Origin of the sequence: Sphingomonas sp. Root241 (assembly GCF_001428865.1) — a bacterium.
In the GTDB taxonomy this organism is placed as follows: Bacteria; Pseudomonadota; Alphaproteobacteria; order Sphingomonadales; family Sphingomonadaceae; genus Sphingomonas.
Window position 1 is genome coordinate 219,334 of record NZ_LMIV01000003.1, and the last position, 16,037, is coordinate 235,370.

The following is a 16,037-nucleotide window of genomic DNA, read 5'->3' on the forward strand; positions in this document are numbered from 1 at the left end:
CTGCTCCTGTCAGAAGGGGGTTGGGAAAGGCGGCCCGGTCAGGCGCCGCCGAGCATCTGCTGCTTGAAGGTGAGCTCGATGAACTCGGCCGGGTGGACCATCTGCAGCGTCACCTGGACGCGCATCACGCCGTTGAGTACGTCATCCGGCGTCATCGTGCTGCCGAGCCCGGCGACGACATTGTACGCCTGTGCGGGGCTGTTCCCCATCAGGCCGCCCGAGGCCCAGAGGCCGTGGAGGAAGCTCTCGATCATCGAGACCACCGTGACCCAGGTCTGGGCGGTGTTGGGGCGGAAGACCATCGCGTCCAGCGCCTGCTTCACCGATTGCTCGACATAGATCATCGTCCGCCGCACCTGAATGTAGCGCCAGTCGTTCGACAGGCTGTCGAGCGTGCGCGCGCCCCAGATCAGGCTCCCGCGGCCCTGGAAGGTGCGGATCGCGTTGATCGCGAGGCCCTGAGGGGGGACGTTGAGATCGTCCTGGGCGTCGCCGGCGATCGGCAGCTTGGGCATCACCATCGTCGCGATGCCGACATTGGCGGGAGCGTTCCACACCCCGCGCGAGGCGTCGTTGGTCGCCCAGACGCCGGCGATCGCGCCGCTGGTCGGCAGCACGCCCTGCGTCGCTGCCACCGCGGCCAGCAGGTTCTGGAAGCCGGGAACGGTGGCGGTCAGTGCCGAGGTGAGCTGCTTGTGGGTGATCCCCGCCGCGACCGAAGTGGCGTCGGCGGGCTTGGGAAGCACCGCCAGCGAAGTGCCGATCTTGTCGACATAGCTGGTATAGATCGTCTGGCCCTTGGCGTTCAGCGCGGTGAGCGCCGTCGGGGTCGGAGCCGGCTTGCCGTTGTTCGCCGGAGGCTTGTCGTTGCCATTCACGACGGGTTTGTCGCCGGGATTGGCCGAGGCAGGCGGCGGAGCCGGATAGGCCGCGCTCAGCACGCCGAGCAACGCCGCCTGCAGCGTGGTCTTGTTGGTGCCGTCGGTGGCGAAGTTGGAGATGTCGATCTCGCTCGGCGACACCACCGACGTCACCAGCGGCGGGAAATAGGCCACGCCGAAACGCCACATCTCGGGCGGCACCTGTGAGGCCACGCCATTGCGGAAATCGATGATTTTCGGCTTCCAATCCTCGCGCGGCTGGATCGTGTTCGCGCCCCAAATGTCGAGCAAGGCGATCCGGTCGCCGGTCTTGGCGCAGCTGCGCAGCATGCGGGCGGTGACGTTGGCGAACTGGTCCTTGTCGGGGAGCTGGATCGCGTCGGGGATCGCGACCATCGTCGGCCCGACAAAGCTCTCGCACACGCCGAGCGCGTCCTCGAAATCGTCGGCGGAGATCGGCGTTGGAGTGTCACCGGTCTCGAACGCGCCGCACGAGATGACATAGCAGGGGCCGCCGCCATTGGCGTAGAACAGCCGCATGCTGTTGTAGAGATTGAACACCGTCTTGCCGACCTGCATCAGCGCGTACGATGTATTGCCATCGAGTGAGACATTGCCCCAATTCATGTCGGGGGAAGTCGTCGCCGCGTCGTCGTTCGCCGGGGCTTCGGCATCGGCTGCCGCGAGATAATATTTCTGCGAATAGCCGCGGCCATAGAATTGGACGAACTCGGCCATGGATTCGATGCGCTTGGGGATCAGCGTCAGTGCGCGCTTGTCGGTGTCGGTCGCCTGCTGGGTATAGCCGATGAAGCAGGGAACCGCGGTATCCACGCCGACGATCGAGGGCGGGAAGCTGTCGGGTTCCTGGATGTAGACGCCCGGTGTCTTGTATTGGCTGGCCATCGCGTATCTCCCGTTTGGGGGGCTTTCAGACGAACACGTAGATGTCGGACCAGGCCGGCGGCGGCTGGCCGCTGCGCGGGGGCGCGGCCGGGACGACGCTGTCTGTCGCGGGACCTGGAAGCCGGTCGACGAGGATGCGCGGATAGCTGCGCCCGCCCAGCGGTTTCCCGGCCAACGCGAGCTGCGCCTCGGGGCTGGCGAGGATCGCGCGCGGAGCATCGCCGGTGAGGCACGCGGCGCGGCGCCCGTCGGGGAGGAGATGGGGTGCGTCGTCGAGGCGGAAGCCGGCGTCGCTGCCGTCGGGCGCCACTATGCTCAGGCTGGCATTGTCGAGCGTGCCGCTGCGCGCCGCGACGAAATAGCGCCACCGCGTCGCCCGCGCGGCGAACGCGATCGTGTAGGTCACCGGGCGGAAGAAATCGGGCTTGCCCGATCGCGGCGTTTTCGGCGCCCGATCGATCGGCATGCCGTCCCAGCCCTCGAACAGTGCGGGATCGGCGCGGGTGAAGTGCAGGTCGAGCAGCGCCAGCGCCTGCGAACGCTGCTCGACCTGCATGCGCTCCTGCGCGGCCGGGCCCTGTTTGGCGGGATCGGGCGGCGGTTCCTTCTCGTCCTTCCCAAGCGGGGGCGGCACGCTGGTGCCGACGCCTTCCATGCCGCGCGTATCGACGATGCTCGACCGGTCGAGCCGCGCGCGCCAGTCGATCGTCAGCGCCGCCGTGCCGACCGCGCCCGGCACATTGGAGCGGCTCGACAGCCGCAAGGGCGGATCGCCGATCCGGTGGTCGGTCGGCATGTCGGTGAACACCGCGAAGCGCGGATTGGTGAGGTGTAGCGCGAACAGCAGAGGCGGTTCGTAGAGCCGTGCCCAAACATCCTGCGGCACTTGTCCGAACCGTCTCTGCAGCTTGGCGAAGATGTCGTTCGCCTGCGCCTTGACCGCGGTATCCCAGAACAGGTCGATGCCGTCGGCGCGGCGCCGTACGACATAGCCGTACAGCGCCAGCCGCTCGAGCGTGCGCCGCGTCGGCTCGACGGCGATGTCGGTGCAAACGCCGCCACTGCGATTGTAGAATTGGTGGCGGATGTGGATCGAGATGCAGCGATCGTAGCGCCCGGCCAACGCGGCGCGCGGCGGCAGCGGCGTCGGCGCGGTCGGAGGCTGCAGCGCAGTGAGCGGCAGGCTGCGCAGCGCCTGGTCGAGGAACGAGTCGAAGATCGTCGTCATCGGCTCATTCCCTGGGCTGGAGCAGGGGTGGGGGCACCTCGCGCACCGCCGGCGCCACCGATGTGATCGCCGCGCCGGCAAAGGGCAGGCGGCGCAGGCGGTAGAGCACGAAGGGTTGGCCCTTCAGCCCGGTATAAGTGGCGAGATGGCTGACCTGCCCCAGATCGAGGCTGACCAGCTCGATCGCGAGATTGCCCATCTGGCTGCCGATCTCCGGCGAGCTCGCGGCATCGAACACCGGATATTCCTGGAGATATTCGATCACGCGCGAGAGGATCGCGAGCCCCGCCACATAGCTCGCCTCGACGAAGCACGACGTGAACAGCACATAGGCGTCGATGAATTGCGGTGCGCTCGACATCGCATAATTGTCGCCCCCGCTCGCGCGGATCGGCTGGTACGATCCGAGGCTGGTATCGTGCTGGAGCGCCGCGAGCGACATCACGATCCGCCCGGCGATGTCGGGCTGCACCGTGCCGTCGAGCCCGGTCAGATTGGTCAGCCGGATCCACTCCTCGTCGCGCGCCTGCGTCGCCTGCAGCGCGGATTCGATCCGGTTGCGGACGGACAACAGAACATCGTTGATCATGACCATGGGCCAAGATCTTCCCCCTCAAGGTGCCACGCGGAACGGATGACGCCGCTGCGCCTGCACGGGCGCGGCTGGATTCGATGCGACTTGCCCTGAGCCTATCGGCGCCGGACGCGCTGGCAACAGACGACGCATCCGAAATGCTTGTCCGATACGGAGGCATGCGCCCGGCGGTGTGCGCTGCCGTAACCGTTTACGAGGCGCCTCGGCATCGCCTAACAGGCATCAGCCGTGGCCGAAAGCGCGGCGGGGAGAGGCGATGACCGATACCGTGCGCGGCCCCGTGCCGATCAAGATCGTCACCATCGTCGGCGGGGGCACCGCCGGCTGGATGACCGCGGCGATGCTCTCGCATTTGTTCCGCGGCTACGAGATCCGGCTGATCGAATCTGACGAGATCGGCATCATCGGCGTCGGCGAGGCGACCATCCCCGCGATCCGCGACTATATGCTGATGGCCGGGATCGATCAGGTCGAGATGGTCCGCGCCACCCAGGCGACGTTCAAGCTTGGCATCGACTTCGTCGACTGGCGCACCGGCGACGATCGCTATTTCCACGGCTTCGGACGGATCGGCCAGGATTTCATGTGGCTCCACCCGCACCAGCTCTGGCTCAAGCTCAAGGCCAGCGGCAAGCCGGTCGGCCATTTCGACGATTACGCGCTCAATTGCCGCGCGGGGATGGCGAACAAATTCTGCTTCCCCGATCCGCGCAACCCCACGTCGCCGATCTCGGGCATCGATTACGCCTATCATTTCGACGCCTCGCTGTTGGCGAAGTTTCTGCGTGTGCGTGCCGAGGGGAAGGGTGTCACCCGGATCGAGGGCCGGATCGTCGACGTGAAGCTCGACGGCGAAAGCGGGTATGTCGAGCATGTCGTGCTGGCGAACGGCCGCACGGTGGACGGCGACCTGTTCGTCGATTGCTCGGGGATGCGCGGGCTGCTGATCGGGCAGGCACTGGGCGTCGGTTACGAGGACTGGAGCCAGTGGCTGCTCAACGACCGGGCGCTCGCCGTACCGTGCGAGAGCGTGTCGCCGCTGACGCCCTATACAAGGGTGACGGCGCGCGCGCATGGCTGGCAATGGCGCATCCCGCTCCAGCACCGGATCGGCAACGGCCATGTGTTCGCCAGCAGCCAGATCTCCGACGACGAGGCCGCATCCGTGCTGCTCGCCAATCTCGACGGCAAGCCGCTCGCCGATCCGCGTCCGGTCGGCTTCCGCCCGGGCAAGCGCCACAAGGCTTGGGAGAAGAACGTCGTCGCGATCGGCCTGTCCTCGGGCTTTCTCGAGCCGCTCGAATCGACCAGCATCCACTTGATCCAGACCGGCATCACCAAGCTGATGGCGCTGTTTCCGCACCAGGGCTTCGCCGTGCCGGACGTGGCCGAATATAATCGCCAGCACGATTTCGAATTCACCGACGTGCGCGACTTCATCGTCGCGCACTACAAGGTCACCGATCGCGAGGACACGGAGTATTGGCGCTACCTCAAGCATATGGCGGTGCCCGACAGCCTCACCGAACGGCTCGAACTGTTCGCCTCCTCGGGTCGCTTCTTCCGCCGCGCGGCGCAGGAGCTGTTCCGCGAGGAGAGCTGGGTGCAGGTGCTGCTGGGGCAGGGGCTGAAGGTCGCGTATGACCCGATGGTCGAGATGATCCCGCAGGCGACCGTCGCCGAGTTCATGCATGACGTCCAGGAAGTGGTCGCCGACGTCGCGAACGCGATGCCCGATCACGCGGCCTTCATCGATCGGCATTGCAAGGCGCCACCACTGACTGTTGCAGGATAGGCACAGCTCACCGCGCTTGAACCGGGACTGGGCAAGCGCGTTGTTGACAGATGGCGCCAAAGGGTTTTGACATCGTTGTCGGAGATCAGAAACCGTATTGAGCGGTCATGTAACCGGTTACAATATGGGTTAGGGGAGGAATGAAGTGAGGGATTCCAGAAAGATGCGTAATGTTATCGCGCGCGGCATTTCGGCCGCGGCGCTCGCCGCTGCGTTGACGATCGGGTCGCCCGCGTCCGCACAGACCACTTCCACGCTGCAGGGTCATGTCGAGGGTGCCGCGCCGGGTGCGACGGTCACCGTCACCGACACCACGACGGGCCGCAAGGTCACCGCGACGGTCAATGCCGAGGGCAATTACGTCATCGTCGGCCTGCGCCCGAGCACCTATCAGGTGCAGCTGTCGACCGGCGGCGAGGCCGAGACGGTGGTCCTCCCCGTCGGCCAGACGGTGACCTATGATCTCGGCAGTGCCGCCGATACGGCGGGCACCGGCAACGAGATCGTCGTCACCGGCACGCGCGATCGCACCGAGACGCGCACCGCCACGGTCTCGACCAACGTCAGCCAGGCGCAGATGGAAAATCTGCCGCAGAACGACCGCAACTTCCTCAACTTCGCGGCGCTCGCGCCGGGCGTGAACGTCTCACCGACCTCGGGCGCGCGGCGCGTGCAGGCAGGCGGTGTCAGCGCCGACAACATCAACGTGTTCGTCGACGGCCTCAGCCTCAAGAACCCGATCAACCACGGCGGTGTCTCGGGGCAGAACTTCTCGCGGGGCAATCCCTTCCCGCAATCGGCGGTGCAGGAATTCAAGGTCGATACCCAGAACTTCAAGGCCGAGTACGAGCAGGCCGGTTCGGCGATCATCACTGCGGTCACCAAGACCGGCGGCAACGAATTCCACGGCGGCGCATTCGGCGAGTGGCAGCCTAAGTCGTTCATCGGGCGCCCCTATTTCGATCGTCCGGGCAACGCCAACAACCCGACCGGCGCCAACCCCAAGCCCGATTACAATCGCTGGCAATATGGCGCCGATCTCGGCGGCCCGATCATTGCGGACAAGCTGCACTTCTTCGCGGCGTTCGAGGCGACCGACCAGCGGCTGCCGTCGAGCAACGTCAATTTCTCGGCCGCGGACAATATCCCGCAGGCGATCATCAGCCAGTATAACGGCAGCTATGCCCAGAGCTTCAAGCAGCGGCTCTATTTCGGCAAGCTGACCGGATTCCTGACTGAGAAGGACACGGTCAACGCCAGCATTTTCCTGCGCCGGGAGAACAATCTCGCCGATTATGGCGGCAATTCGGTTCCCGAGCACGGGCGTGAGCTGACCAGCGACATCGACGTCTACCAGGTCGAATGGGCGCATCGCGGCGACAGCTGGCTCAACGAGTTCACCGTCGCGTACAACACCGTCGCCAACGGCACGCCGCGCACCGGTGACGGTCCCGAGATCGTGCTCACCCGCAATCCGGTCCCGAGCGGCAGCGAAGTCGCGTTCCTGGGCACCAACAGCTTCGTCCAGAACGACAACCAGAAGACCTTCACCGTCAAGAACAACACCACCTTCTTCGGCGGCGATCACGTCTTCAAGCTCGGCGGCAAGGTGACCTTCAGCCAGTATAAGCGGCTCGAGGATTCGCGGAGCAACGGCACCTATTACTTCAACGCCGGCACCTATACCGGCTTCGCCAACCAGGTTCCGACGGGCGCCAGCGTCTCGACAGTGGCGGTGCAGCCGGCAACCGCGAACAATACCCAGATCGGCCTGTTCATCCAGGATGACTGGACGCCCGACGAGCACTGGACCTTCAACCTCGGCCTGCGCTGGGATCTCGAGACCAACGCCAAGAACGAGAATTTCGTAACCCCGGCCAAGGTCGCCGCGGCGCTGGTCAACTATCCGGGCTGGAAGGCGGCGGGGATCAACCCGGGCGATTATATCTCTACCGGCGAGAACCGTTCGCCCGAATGGCTGGCCTTCCAGCCCCGCCTCGGCGTCAGCTATGACGTGAACGGCGATCGCGACCTGATCTTCTTCGCCGGCGCCGGCCGCTATTACGATCGTCCGCTGTTCATCACCGCGGGCATCGAGACGATCAAGAACTATTATCAGTCGATCACAAATGTCGCGTTCTGCCAAGGCACCGGCTATGGCGGCGCCAACCCGGCGCCGGGCAATTGCGTCAACTGGAACGAGGCGTATCGCGATCCGGACAATCTGCGCGCGCTCGCGATCGCGCAGGGAACCGGCGGCGACGTCTGGCTGCTCAACAACGATACCAAGCTGCCCTTCTCGGACCAGTTCAACATCGGTATCCGCAAGCGGTTCGGGCAGATCCAGACCTCGCTGACCTATTCGCACATCCGCAGCCACAACATCTTCCAGTTCGTGCGTGGCAACCGTCTCCCGAACGGCAGCTACACGTCGCAGGGTGATCAGTGGATCGAGGACAACTTCCCCGCGGCCGGCCAGCTTCCCGGCTTTCAGGGCAAGCTGAACATCGGCTCGAACGATGGCGATGCGGTCTATAACGCGATCTACATCACTGCGGAGAAGCCGTTCACGGCGAATGCGAAATGGGGCTTCACGGCGTCGCTGACGCTGCAGGCGCCGCGCACCAACGTCGCGCAGGAGCTCGGCTCGGACGAGTTCTACAACGGTCCGCGTCAGGATGCCTATGGCTGGCAGTGGGTCAACGGCACCGAGCGCTATCGCTTCGTCGGCACCGGTCTGTTCCGCGGTCCGTTCGACACCGTGCTCTCGGGCACACTGACGCTCGGTTCGGGTCCGGCCTTCGGCAACATCATCTTCAAGGCCAATCCGCCGGAGAATGCGTGCTGCTACGGCAATATGGGCGGCGTGTTCTTCCCGAAGGAGACCTTCGCCTATTCGAACCTCGATCTGCGCGTCGCGAAGAACTTCCACCTGCCCTGGGGGCATGATTTCGAAGTCAGCTTCGCGGCGTTCAACGTGTTCGATACGGTCAACCGCAATTATTCCGCCTGGGGCGCCGGCAGCGGCGAGAACCCGACGTTCGAAGAGAACGGCACGGTCGGCAACGCCCGCAGCTTCCAAGTCGGAGCCAAGTACCGCTTCTAAGTCCCCCTTTGAAGCGAACCACTCGGGGGAGGGAGGCATTCCTCCCCCGATTTTTGTATCAGGTCGCATGAAGCCCGAACTTCGCCGCTTCGGAACCAGCCAGAGCCCGGTCGTGGTGATCGACGGGTTCAGCGGCGATGCGCAGGCGGTGATCGACGTCGCCGCGGCGCTCGCCCCGTTCCCGTCGAGCGCGGGCACCTACTATCCGGGACTTCGCCGCATTCTGTCCGAGCGTAATCTCGATGCCTGGCATTATGTCGAGAGGCTATTGGACACCGTGGCGCCGTTCCTCGGCGGCGCCTTCGATTTTGTCCGCTTCGACTTGCTCGAGGCGAGCTTCTCGATGGTCACCGCACCACCCGAAACGCTGGGGCCGGCGCAGCGTGCGCCGCATTTCGACTCCGCCGATCCCGATTACGTCGCGATCCTCCATTATCTCGCCGACACGCCCGGCACCGCCTTCTACCGCCAGCGATCGACCGGCATCGAGGCGATCACCGAGGCCAATCGCGATGCCTTCGTCGCAGCCGCCCGGCGCGAGAGCCCGGCACTCACCGGCTATACCAACGGCTCGAACGATCATTTCGAGCAGATCGGCAGGGTCGAGGGCCATGCCGACCGGCTCGCCATCTACCAGGGCCGGCTGCTCCATTCGGGGCTGATCCCCGAGGGGTTCGACTTCAGTGCCGATCCGCGCCGCGGCCGGCTCACCGCCAATCTGTTCGTCAAAGGATATCGCGCATGATCCGCGCCAGTCTCTGCCTTGCCGCACTTGGCCTCACGGGTAGCGCCGCCGCCCAGCCGGCCAAGCGGACCTGGATCAATCCGATCGATCTCGATTACCGCTACAATTTCGAGCAGATCAACGACAACGCCTCCTACCGCACCGGCGCGGATCCCGCGATCGTGCGGCACAAGGGCGCCTATTACCTGTTCCAGACGCTGGCCGACGGCTATTGGCGTTCGACCGACCTGATCGACTGGACCTTCGTGCACCCGAGCCGCTGGCCGTTCGACAGCATCGTCGCGCCCGCCGCCTGGTCCGATGGCGAGCGAATCGTCCTCCAGCCCTCGATGATGGAGCCCGAATCGATCCTCGTCACCGACGCGCCCGAGACCGGCAGGCTCGACTTCCTCGTCCGCCGCATGCCGCCGCTCCCCGGCGCGACCAACAAGGCGCCCGAGGAGATGAAGCCCGGCGAGATCGGCCCCGGCCCCTGGGACCCGGCGCTGTTCAAGGACGATGACGGCCAATGGTATCTCTATTGGGGCTCGTCGAACGTCTTTCCGATGTACGGCGCGAAGATCGCGTTCGACGGCGGCAAGCTCATCTACCAGACCAATGCCAGGCCGATGCTTAGCCTGCATCCCGATCTCCACGGCTGGGAGCGCTTCGGTCAGGACCATTGCGCCTGCTGGGCGCCCGGCAAGCCGAGCCCCTCGTACATGGAGGGCGCCTGGATGACCAAGCAAGGCGGGCGATACTATCTCCAATACGGCGCGCCCGGATCGGAGTTCAACGCCTATGCCAACGGCACTTATGTGTCGGAAAGCCCGCTCGGGCCCTTCACCTATGCGCCGTGGAATCCGGTCGCCTATCGCCCCGGCGGCTTCGCGCAGGGCGTCGGCCACGGCTCGACCTTCCAGGACCGCCACGGCAACTGGTGGAACAGCGGCACCAGCTGGATCGGCTATAACTGGGGCATGGAGCGCCGGATCGTGATGTATCCGACACGCTTCTACCCCGACGGCCAGATGGCAGCCTCGTCACGCTTCGGCGATTTCCCGCATTTCGCCGCGACGTCGAAGGTCGACGACCCCGAGAGCCTGTTCACCGGCTGGATGCTGCTCTCGTACAGGAAGCCGGCAAGCGCCTCGACCACGATGGGTGAATTCGCGGCCGACCGCGTCACCGACGAGAATCCGCGCACCTTCTGGGTCGCGGGCGCCAACAAGGCCGGCGAGACGCTGGCGGTGGATCTCAGCGCGGCCAAGACCCTGCGCGCGATCCAGGTCAATTTCGCCGACTACAAGTCCGCTCGCTTCGCCGACGCGCCGGACATCTACACCGAGTTCGAGCTCCAGTCCTCGCTCGACGGCCAGACCTGGTCGCCGCTCGCCAGGACCGAAGGTCCGCGCCGCGATCGCCCCAACGCCTATCTCGAACTGCACGCGCCGGTGAAGGCGCGCTATGTCCGCTACGTCCACGGCCATGTCGGCGCGGCGAACCTCGCGATCAGCGACATCCGCGTGTTCGGCTCGGCGGGCGGCAAGCCCCCCGCGATGCCCGCGGGAATTACCGCAAAGCGCGGCACCGACCAGCGCAACGCGCATATCGCCTGGAAGCCGGTGAAGGGCGCGGTCGGGTACAACGTGCTCTGGGGCATCCGCCCCGATCGCCTGACGCTCAGCTATCAGCGCTGGGCCGACCAGGGCACGACCCTCGAACTGCGCGCGCTCAATGTCGGGCAGGGTTATTGGGTCGCGGTAGAGGCGTTCGACGAGAACGGTGTGTCCACGCGGTCAAGGCCGGTCCGGCTCCCGTAGGCGACCGTTTGACGAGGCGGCGGACTCGCCTAGAAGCGACCTCGTGCCGGCTCTCCTCGAAATCTGCGTCGACGATTCCATCGGGCTCCGCGCGGCGATCGCCGGCGGCGCGGACCGGATCGAATTATGCTCCGCGCTGGAGCTAGGCGGCCTCACGCCTTCGGCCGCTCTGGTCGAGCAGGCGCTGCAAGCCGGCTGTCCCACCCACATGATGATCCGCCCCCGCGCGGGCAGCTTCGTGCTGGCCGAAGGCGAGGCGGAACTGATGGTCGAGGAGATCCGCATCGCGGTCTCGCGCGGAATCGCCGGGGTGGTGGTCGGCGCATTGCGGCCCGAGGGAGGGCTCGACCTCGACGCGCTGGCGCTCTTCCGCGATGCCGCGCGGGACGCCGCGATCGTGCTGCACCGCGCGATCGATCTGGTGCCCGATCCGGTCGGGGCAGTGCGCGAAGCCGCCGCGCTCGGCTATGACAGGATCCTCAGCTCGGGCGGCGCACCGACCGCGCTTCAGGGCATGGCGATACTCGCCGCGATGGTCGCCGAAGCAGGCCAGCGGCTGTCGATCATCGCCGGCTCGGGGGTCACTCCCGACAATGTCGCGCGCCTCGTCGCGGAGACGGGCGTGCGCGAGGTGCACGGATCCGCGAGCGCTCCCGGCGCCGAACCCGATGCCGCAGTGCTGCGGCTCGGCTTCGCCACCGGCCCGCGCCGCCAGACGGACAGGAGGATCGTCGCGCAACTGCGCACGGCGCTCTCGGAACAGGAGACAGCATGAACGAAACCCTCTCGCGGCGCGGTGCGCTGGGTCTTGGCGCAGCGGCCACACTTGCCGTGGGCGCGGCCAGGGCCGCCGTCGCCGCCGATCCGGTCGCGATCGTCTCCACCTGGGATTTCGGCAGGGCCGCGAACGAAGCGGCTCTCGCACGCCTCAAGGCCGGCGGCACCGTGCTCGACGCCGTGGAGGCTGGGGCCAAGGTGCCTGAGGCCGATCCGACCAATCATTCGGTGGGCTATGGCGGCTATCCCGACCGCGACGGCCATGTGACGCTCGACGCGATCATCATGGACGAGGACGGCCGCGTCGGGGCGGTCGCCGCGCTCGAGGATGTCGTCCACGCGATCTCGGTCGCGCGGCTGGTCATGGAGAAGACGCCGCACACCCTGCTCGTCGGCGAAGGCGCCACTCGCTTCGCGCTTGCCCAGGGCATGCAGCGCACCAAATTGCTGACGCCCGAGGCGGAAAAGGCGTGGCGCGAATGGCTCAAGACCGCGCATTATCAGCCCGTCGCCAATATCGAGAACCGCTTGCCCGGACCGCCGGGTTCGAGCCTCAACCACGATACGATCGGCATCCTCGCGCGCGGCCTCGACGGCCATCTCGCGGCCGCCTGCACCACCTCGGGCATGGCCTTCAAGATGCGCGGCCGCGTCGGCGATTCGCCGCAGGCGGGGAGCGGCCTGTTTCTCGAGAAAGGTGTCGGCGCCGCCGCCTCCACCGGCGTCGGTGAGGAAGTGACCCGCATCGCCGGCACCGCCCGCGTCGTCGCCTCGATGCGTGCCGGCCTTTCGCCCCAGGCCGCCTGCGAGGAGGCAGTGAAGCACATCGCCAGGCTGCGCGGAGAAGCGATCAAGGGAATGCAGGTCGGCTTCCTCGCGCTCGGCCATGACGGCACGGTCGGCGCCTATGCGCTGCTCCCCGGCTTCACCTATGCCGTCACGCGCCATTCGGGCGCGGCGGAGGTGCTGCCCTCGGCCAGCCTGTTCGCCCAGCCGGGCTAGGCTGCGACATTCGACAAACTGACTCCCCTCTCTGCTTGCAGAGCACCGGGCCGGTCATGCCCCCGGCATGACCTAAACAGCGCGGGGCGCTGTTTACCCGGTGCTGGGCAGGGAGTGGGTGCGCGCGTCTGCGCGCCCAAAAGAATCTCCGAGCTGGCAGCAAAATGGCACCGGCCGGGGCATCGAACCCCAGCCGATGCCACCCACCCCTAACCCCTCCCTGCAGGGAGGGGGAAGAGTCGAATGCCGATACAACCTACACCTTGCCGAATTTCGCGGATGCGCGCGGCGCGCGGCCGCGAACCGCCCCACGCAGGATGCGCTGGAAGGTCGGGCATTCCATGTGGCTGGGGGCAGGGCAGGCGGCGGCGTGGCGCAGCCCGTCGCGGATCGCGCCGAGCTTGCGGATCGTCGCATCGAGTTCGTCCGCCTTGGTGGCGAGCATCTGCCGATCGATCTGCGGCCCGCCCGGCCCGAACATTCCCGCAATCTCGTCGAGTGAGAAGCCGGCCGTGCGCCCCAGCGCGATCAACGCCAGCCGTTCGAGCACTTCGGCATCGTATAGCCGCCGCAGGCCGCGCCTGCCGATCGAGGCGATCAGCCCCTTCTCCTCATAGTGCCGCAGCGCCGAGGCGCGCACGCCTGAGCGCCGCGCCACTTCTGAAATATCGAGATCCCGCACGCTATTGACCTCAAGTCGACTTGAAGTGGCACAGTGCGGCATCCAACCGCGAATCGCAAGCAGGAGGTAGGAAATGCAGGTAAAGGCACCGGAGGATCAGGCGGTATTGTGGAACGGCAGCGCCGGTCATGCCTGGGTCGACGAACAGGATCTGCTCGACCGATTGTTCGCGCCGTTCGAGCGATTGCTCGTCGAAGGTGCAAGTGCGCAGGCCGCGCGCGAAGTGCTTGATATCGGCTGCGGCACCGGCAGCACGACCGTCGCGATCGCCCGGGCGCTGGGAGAGACGGCACGCTGCACCGGCATCGATATCTCCGCCCCGATGATCGAGGCGGCCCGCGCCCGCGCCGGCTGGGAAGGCGCCTCGGCCGATTTCATCCTCGCCGACGCGGGGACCTACCGCTTCGAGCCAGACCGCTTCGATCGGATCATGTCGCGTTTCGGCGTGATGTTCTTCGCCGATCCGATCGGCGCTTTCGCCAATCTACGCCGCAGTGCGCGGCGCGGTGCGGCGCTCGACCTGATCGTGTGGCGCAGTGCAGAGGACAATCCCTTCATGACTGCCGCCGAGCGCGCCGCGGCGCCGTTGCTGCCTTGCCTCCCGGCGCGCAAGCCTGGCGAGCCCGGCCAGTTCGGCTTCGCTGATCCAGAGCGCGTCCGCTCCATTCTCGAACAAGGCGGATGGAGCGGCATCGAGATACGCCCGCTCGATATTCCCTGCGCGATGCCGGAGACCGAGCTGGAGCGCTATTTCACGAGGCTCGGCCCGCTCGGCCGGGTGATCGGCCAGGTCGAACCGCCGGTGCGCGATCACCTCATCGAGGCGGTGCGCGCCGCTTTCGATGGCTATGTCTACCAGGGTGAGGTTCGCTTCACTGCGGCATGCTGGCGGATCGCGGGGCATGCGGGCTGACCGGCTCAGCCGGCTCGGGGCAGGACTCATGTTCTTCCCTCGTCACCCCGGCCTTGAGCCGGGGTCCCGCTGCCTTTCGGATGAGAGGAAGAAGCGGGATCCCGGCTCGAGGCCGGGATGACGGAAATACTTCAATTGTCTGTTTGGGTTCTCAACCCAACCAGCCGCCCCTGAACCCGGCCAGCGTGAGTCCGCGACGGATCGCCGGTTCCTCGCGCATGTGCCGCCAGACGAAGTCGTTTCGGTAATTGGCGGCCTGGAGCAGGATCGGTCCCTGATCGATGCCCAGATGGTCGCGTGCGTACCAGCCGTGCGCCGGATCGACTGTCCCCGTCTCCAGCCGAACGTCGGCGTACCGGAAGCTCGGGTTGAATGAGTCGACGAACCCGTATTTCCCGAAGAGCCGGTCGCCATGCTCGCGGCGCAGCGCTTCGGCGCAGGGAATGACGATCTCGGGCGCGAAGGGCAGCGAGCCGAGCGCCGCAGTGGGGGACAGCGTGCCGTCGTCGCGCTCGTCGGGTTGGCCGAGCGGGCCGCGTGCGGAATAGCCGAAGAACTCGCGCGTCTCGCCCTTGAACGGCAACTTGTAATTGCCCGGCCCGTCGCACGCGGTGAGGCCCCAAATGTCCTTCGACCAGCCGTCCCAGCGCCTCGGGTTGGCGGTGCAAAAGGCGCGGTTGGCATAGGTCGAGCGTCGGCTGTTCTCGAAATAATCGAGCCCCGCCTCGCGCATTGGCGCGTCCTGGATGCCGTGATAGTCGATCCAGATCTGGCTGTATTGGTGGCCGAACAAAGGCGCGAAGGCGAGGTGGCGGGTGGCACCTTCGCCGCGCCAGCAGCGCGCGTAATTCGCGGTCCACGCTTCCCAGCTGTCCGCCGGCAGCGGGTGCTCGGGCGCGCCGAGCCCCAGCACATAGACGAACATGCCTTCATTATAGCCGACCCAACTTGCCGGGATCAGGCCGCGCTCGGGGTGCCAGCCCATCGAGACCGGCTTGCGTCCGTCCGAACGGAAGAAGTTCCAGTCGGCGCGGGCATAGATCGCCAAAGCAAGCTTGCGGATCTCGGCTTCGGCGGGATCGTCACGGTCATAATAGCGTCCTGCGAACAGCACGCCCATCAGGAGGAGGGTGGTGTCGACGCTGGAGAGCTCGACGTCACGGAAACGCGCTCCCGTTTCCATGTCGATGAAATGGTAGAAGAAGCCCTTGTGCCCGGTCTTGCCGGTCGGTTCGGGTCCCTGCGGCGCGTTCCAGAAGAAGCGCAGCGTGGTCAATGTCAGGTCGCGCGCCTCGGCACGGGTGCACCAGCCGCGCTCGACGCCGATCGGATAGGCGGTCAGCCCGAAGCCCACCGAGGCGATCGAGCAGAAGCTCGGCGTCGGCCAGCGATCGGGCACCAGCCCGTTCTTGCGGTTCACATTGTCCCAGAACCAGCGGAAGGTCCGCTCCTCGATATCCTCGTAAAAGGCCGGGAGGCTGTTCCCCGCGGGCGCGCCGTCCGGTCGGGCCATGGGCGCGCAGGCGGGGAGGGCGCCCGCCGCGGCGAGCAGCGAGGAGCGAGTCAGCAGCGCGCGTCTATCGATCATGTTCGTCCCTTTACCCC

General features: G+C 66.3%; 12 protein-coding genes. 7 read left to right on the top strand and 5 right to left on the bottom strand.

Annotation, left to right across the window (positions count from 1 at the left end; genetic code table 11):
* Positions 1 to 38: 38 nt before the first annotated feature.
* From ASE13_RS16205 to ASE13_RS16215, 3 genes are read right to left on the bottom strand one after another with little or no spacing between them, the layout of a single operon-like run.
* Positions 39 to 1,787 carry a phage tail sheath family protein gene (locus ASE13_RS16205; protein WP_056618428.1) on the bottom strand — a complete coding sequence of 583 codons (1,749 nt, stop codon included), beginning with the start codon at positions 1,785 to 1,787 and terminating at the stop codon, positions 39 to 41.
* Between the two features lie 25 nt (positions 1,788 to 1,812).
* Positions 1,813 to 3,015, bottom strand: a complete 1,203-nt coding sequence (locus tag ASE13_RS20070; RefSeq protein ID WP_056618431.1) for a hypothetical protein — start codon at positions 3,013 to 3,015, stop codon at positions 1,813 to 1,815.
* Positions 3,016 to 3,019: 4 nt separating this feature from the next.
* The gene (locus tag ASE13_RS16215; protein WP_162254708.1) at positions 3,020 to 3,604 is read right to left on the bottom strand and encodes a Pvc16 family protein; all 585 of its coding nucleotides are present in this window, start codon (positions 3,602 to 3,604) and stop codon (positions 3,020 to 3,022) included.
* Positions 3,605 to 3,866: 262 nt separating this feature from the next.
* Here ASE13_RS16215 and ASE13_RS16220 point away from each other — a divergent pair, with 262 nt between their 5' ends.
* The 6 genes from ASE13_RS16220 (at position 3,867) to ASE13_RS16245 (ending at position 12,837) form a co-directional block, all read left to right on the top strand.
* Positions 3,867 to 5,405, top strand: a complete 1,539-nt coding sequence (locus tag ASE13_RS16220) for a tryptophan halogenase family protein (protein WP_056618437.1) — start codon at positions 3,867 to 3,869, stop codon at positions 5,403 to 5,405.
* Between the two features lie 163 nt (positions 5,406 to 5,568).
* Positions 5,569 to 8,511 carry a TonB-dependent receptor domain-containing protein gene (locus tag ASE13_RS16225; protein WP_056618440.1) on the top strand — a complete coding sequence of 981 codons (2,943 nt, stop codon included), beginning with the start codon at positions 5,569 to 5,571 and terminating at the stop codon, positions 8,509 to 8,511.
* A 67-nt stretch (positions 8,512 to 8,578) separates the two neighbouring features.
* Positions 8,579 to 9,256: a DUF6445 family protein gene (locus tag ASE13_RS16230; RefSeq protein ID WP_056618443.1), complete on the top strand. Its 678-nt coding sequence runs from the start codon at positions 8,579 to 8,581 to the stop codon at positions 9,254 to 9,256.
* Complete coding sequence (locus tag ASE13_RS16235; protein ID WP_056618446.1) at positions 9,253 to 11,058, top strand: family 43 glycosylhydrolase; 1,806 nt, start codon at positions 9,253 to 9,255, stop codon at positions 11,056 to 11,058. The genes ASE13_RS16230 and ASE13_RS16235 overlap by 4 nt, the downstream gene beginning before the upstream one ends.
* Before the next feature lie 43 nt (positions 11,059 to 11,101).
* Positions 11,102 to 11,833, top strand: a complete 732-nt coding sequence (locus ASE13_RS16240; RefSeq protein WP_056618449.1) for a copper homeostasis protein CutC — start codon at positions 11,102 to 11,104, stop codon at positions 11,831 to 11,833.
* Positions 11,830 to 12,837 (top strand): N(4)-(beta-N-acetylglucosaminyl)-L-asparaginase, encoded by a 1,008-nt coding sequence (locus ASE13_RS16245; protein ID WP_056618451.1) that lies wholly within the window; start codon positions 11,830 to 11,832, stop codon positions 12,835 to 12,837. The genes ASE13_RS16240 and ASE13_RS16245 overlap by 4 nt, the downstream gene beginning before the upstream one ends.
* A 256-nt stretch (positions 12,838 to 13,093) precedes the next feature.
* Here ASE13_RS16245 and ASE13_RS16250 read toward each other — a convergent pair whose 3' ends face one another.
* A complete protein-coding gene (locus tag ASE13_RS16250) occupies positions 13,094 to 13,495 on the bottom strand; it encodes a helix-turn-helix domain-containing protein (protein WP_235537015.1) in 402 nt (133 codons plus the stop codon).
* Between the two features lie 97 nt (positions 13,496 to 13,592).
* Between ASE13_RS16250 and ASE13_RS16255 the strand changes: the two genes are divergently transcribed.
* Positions 13,593 to 14,432 carry a class I SAM-dependent methyltransferase gene (locus ASE13_RS16255; RefSeq protein ID WP_056618457.1) on the top strand — a complete coding sequence of 280 codons (840 nt, stop codon included), beginning with the start codon at positions 13,593 to 13,595 and terminating at the stop codon, positions 14,430 to 14,432.
* 151 nt (positions 14,433 to 14,583) lie between these two features.
* Here the strand turns inward: ASE13_RS16255 and ASE13_RS16260 are convergent, their stop codons facing one another.
* Positions 14,584 to 16,020 (bottom strand): glucoamylase family protein, encoded by a 1,437-nt coding sequence (locus tag ASE13_RS16260; protein WP_056618461.1) that lies wholly within the window; start codon positions 16,018 to 16,020, stop codon positions 14,584 to 14,586.
* Between the last annotated feature and the right edge of the window lie 17 nt (positions 16,021 to 16,037).

Excerpts from the sequence above, each read along its gene's own strand:
- ASE13_RS16230 (WP_056618443.1), top strand. The coding sequence starts at position 8,579 with ATGAAGCCCGAACTTCGCCGCTTCGGAACCAGCCAGAGCCCGGTCGTG.
- ASE13_RS16215 (WP_162254708.1), bottom strand. The coding sequence starts at position 3,604 with ATGATCAACGATGTTCTGTTGTCCGTCCGCAACCGGATCGAATCCGCG.
- ASE13_RS16220 (WP_056618437.1), top strand. The coding sequence starts at position 3,867 with ATGACCGATACCGTGCGCGGCCCCGTGCCGATCAAGATCGTCACCATC.
- ASE13_RS16245 (WP_056618451.1), top strand. The coding sequence starts at position 11,830 with ATGAACGAAACCCTCTCGCGGCGCGGTGCGCTGGGTCTTGGCGCAGCG.
- ASE13_RS16255 (WP_056618457.1), top strand. The coding sequence starts at position 13,593 with ATGCAGGTAAAGGCACCGGAGGATCAGGCGGTATTGTGGAACGGCAGC.
- ASE13_RS20070 (WP_056618431.1), bottom strand. The coding sequence starts at position 3,015 with ATGACGACGATCTTCGACTCGTTCCTCGACCAGGCGCTGCGCAGCCTG.
- ASE13_RS16225 (WP_056618440.1), top strand. The coding sequence starts at position 5,569 with ATGCGTAATGTTATCGCGCGCGGCATTTCGGCCGCGGCGCTCGCCGCT.
- ASE13_RS16205 (WP_056618428.1), bottom strand. The coding sequence starts at position 1,787 with ATGGCCAGCCAATACAAGACACCGGGCGTCTACATCCAGGAACCCGAC.
- ASE13_RS16235 (WP_056618446.1), top strand. The coding sequence starts at position 9,253 with ATGATCCGCGCCAGTCTCTGCCTTGCCGCACTTGGCCTCACGGGTAGC.
- ASE13_RS16260 (WP_056618461.1), bottom strand. The coding sequence starts at position 16,020 with ATGATCGATAGACGCGCGCTGCTGACTCGCTCCTCGCTGCTCGCCGCG.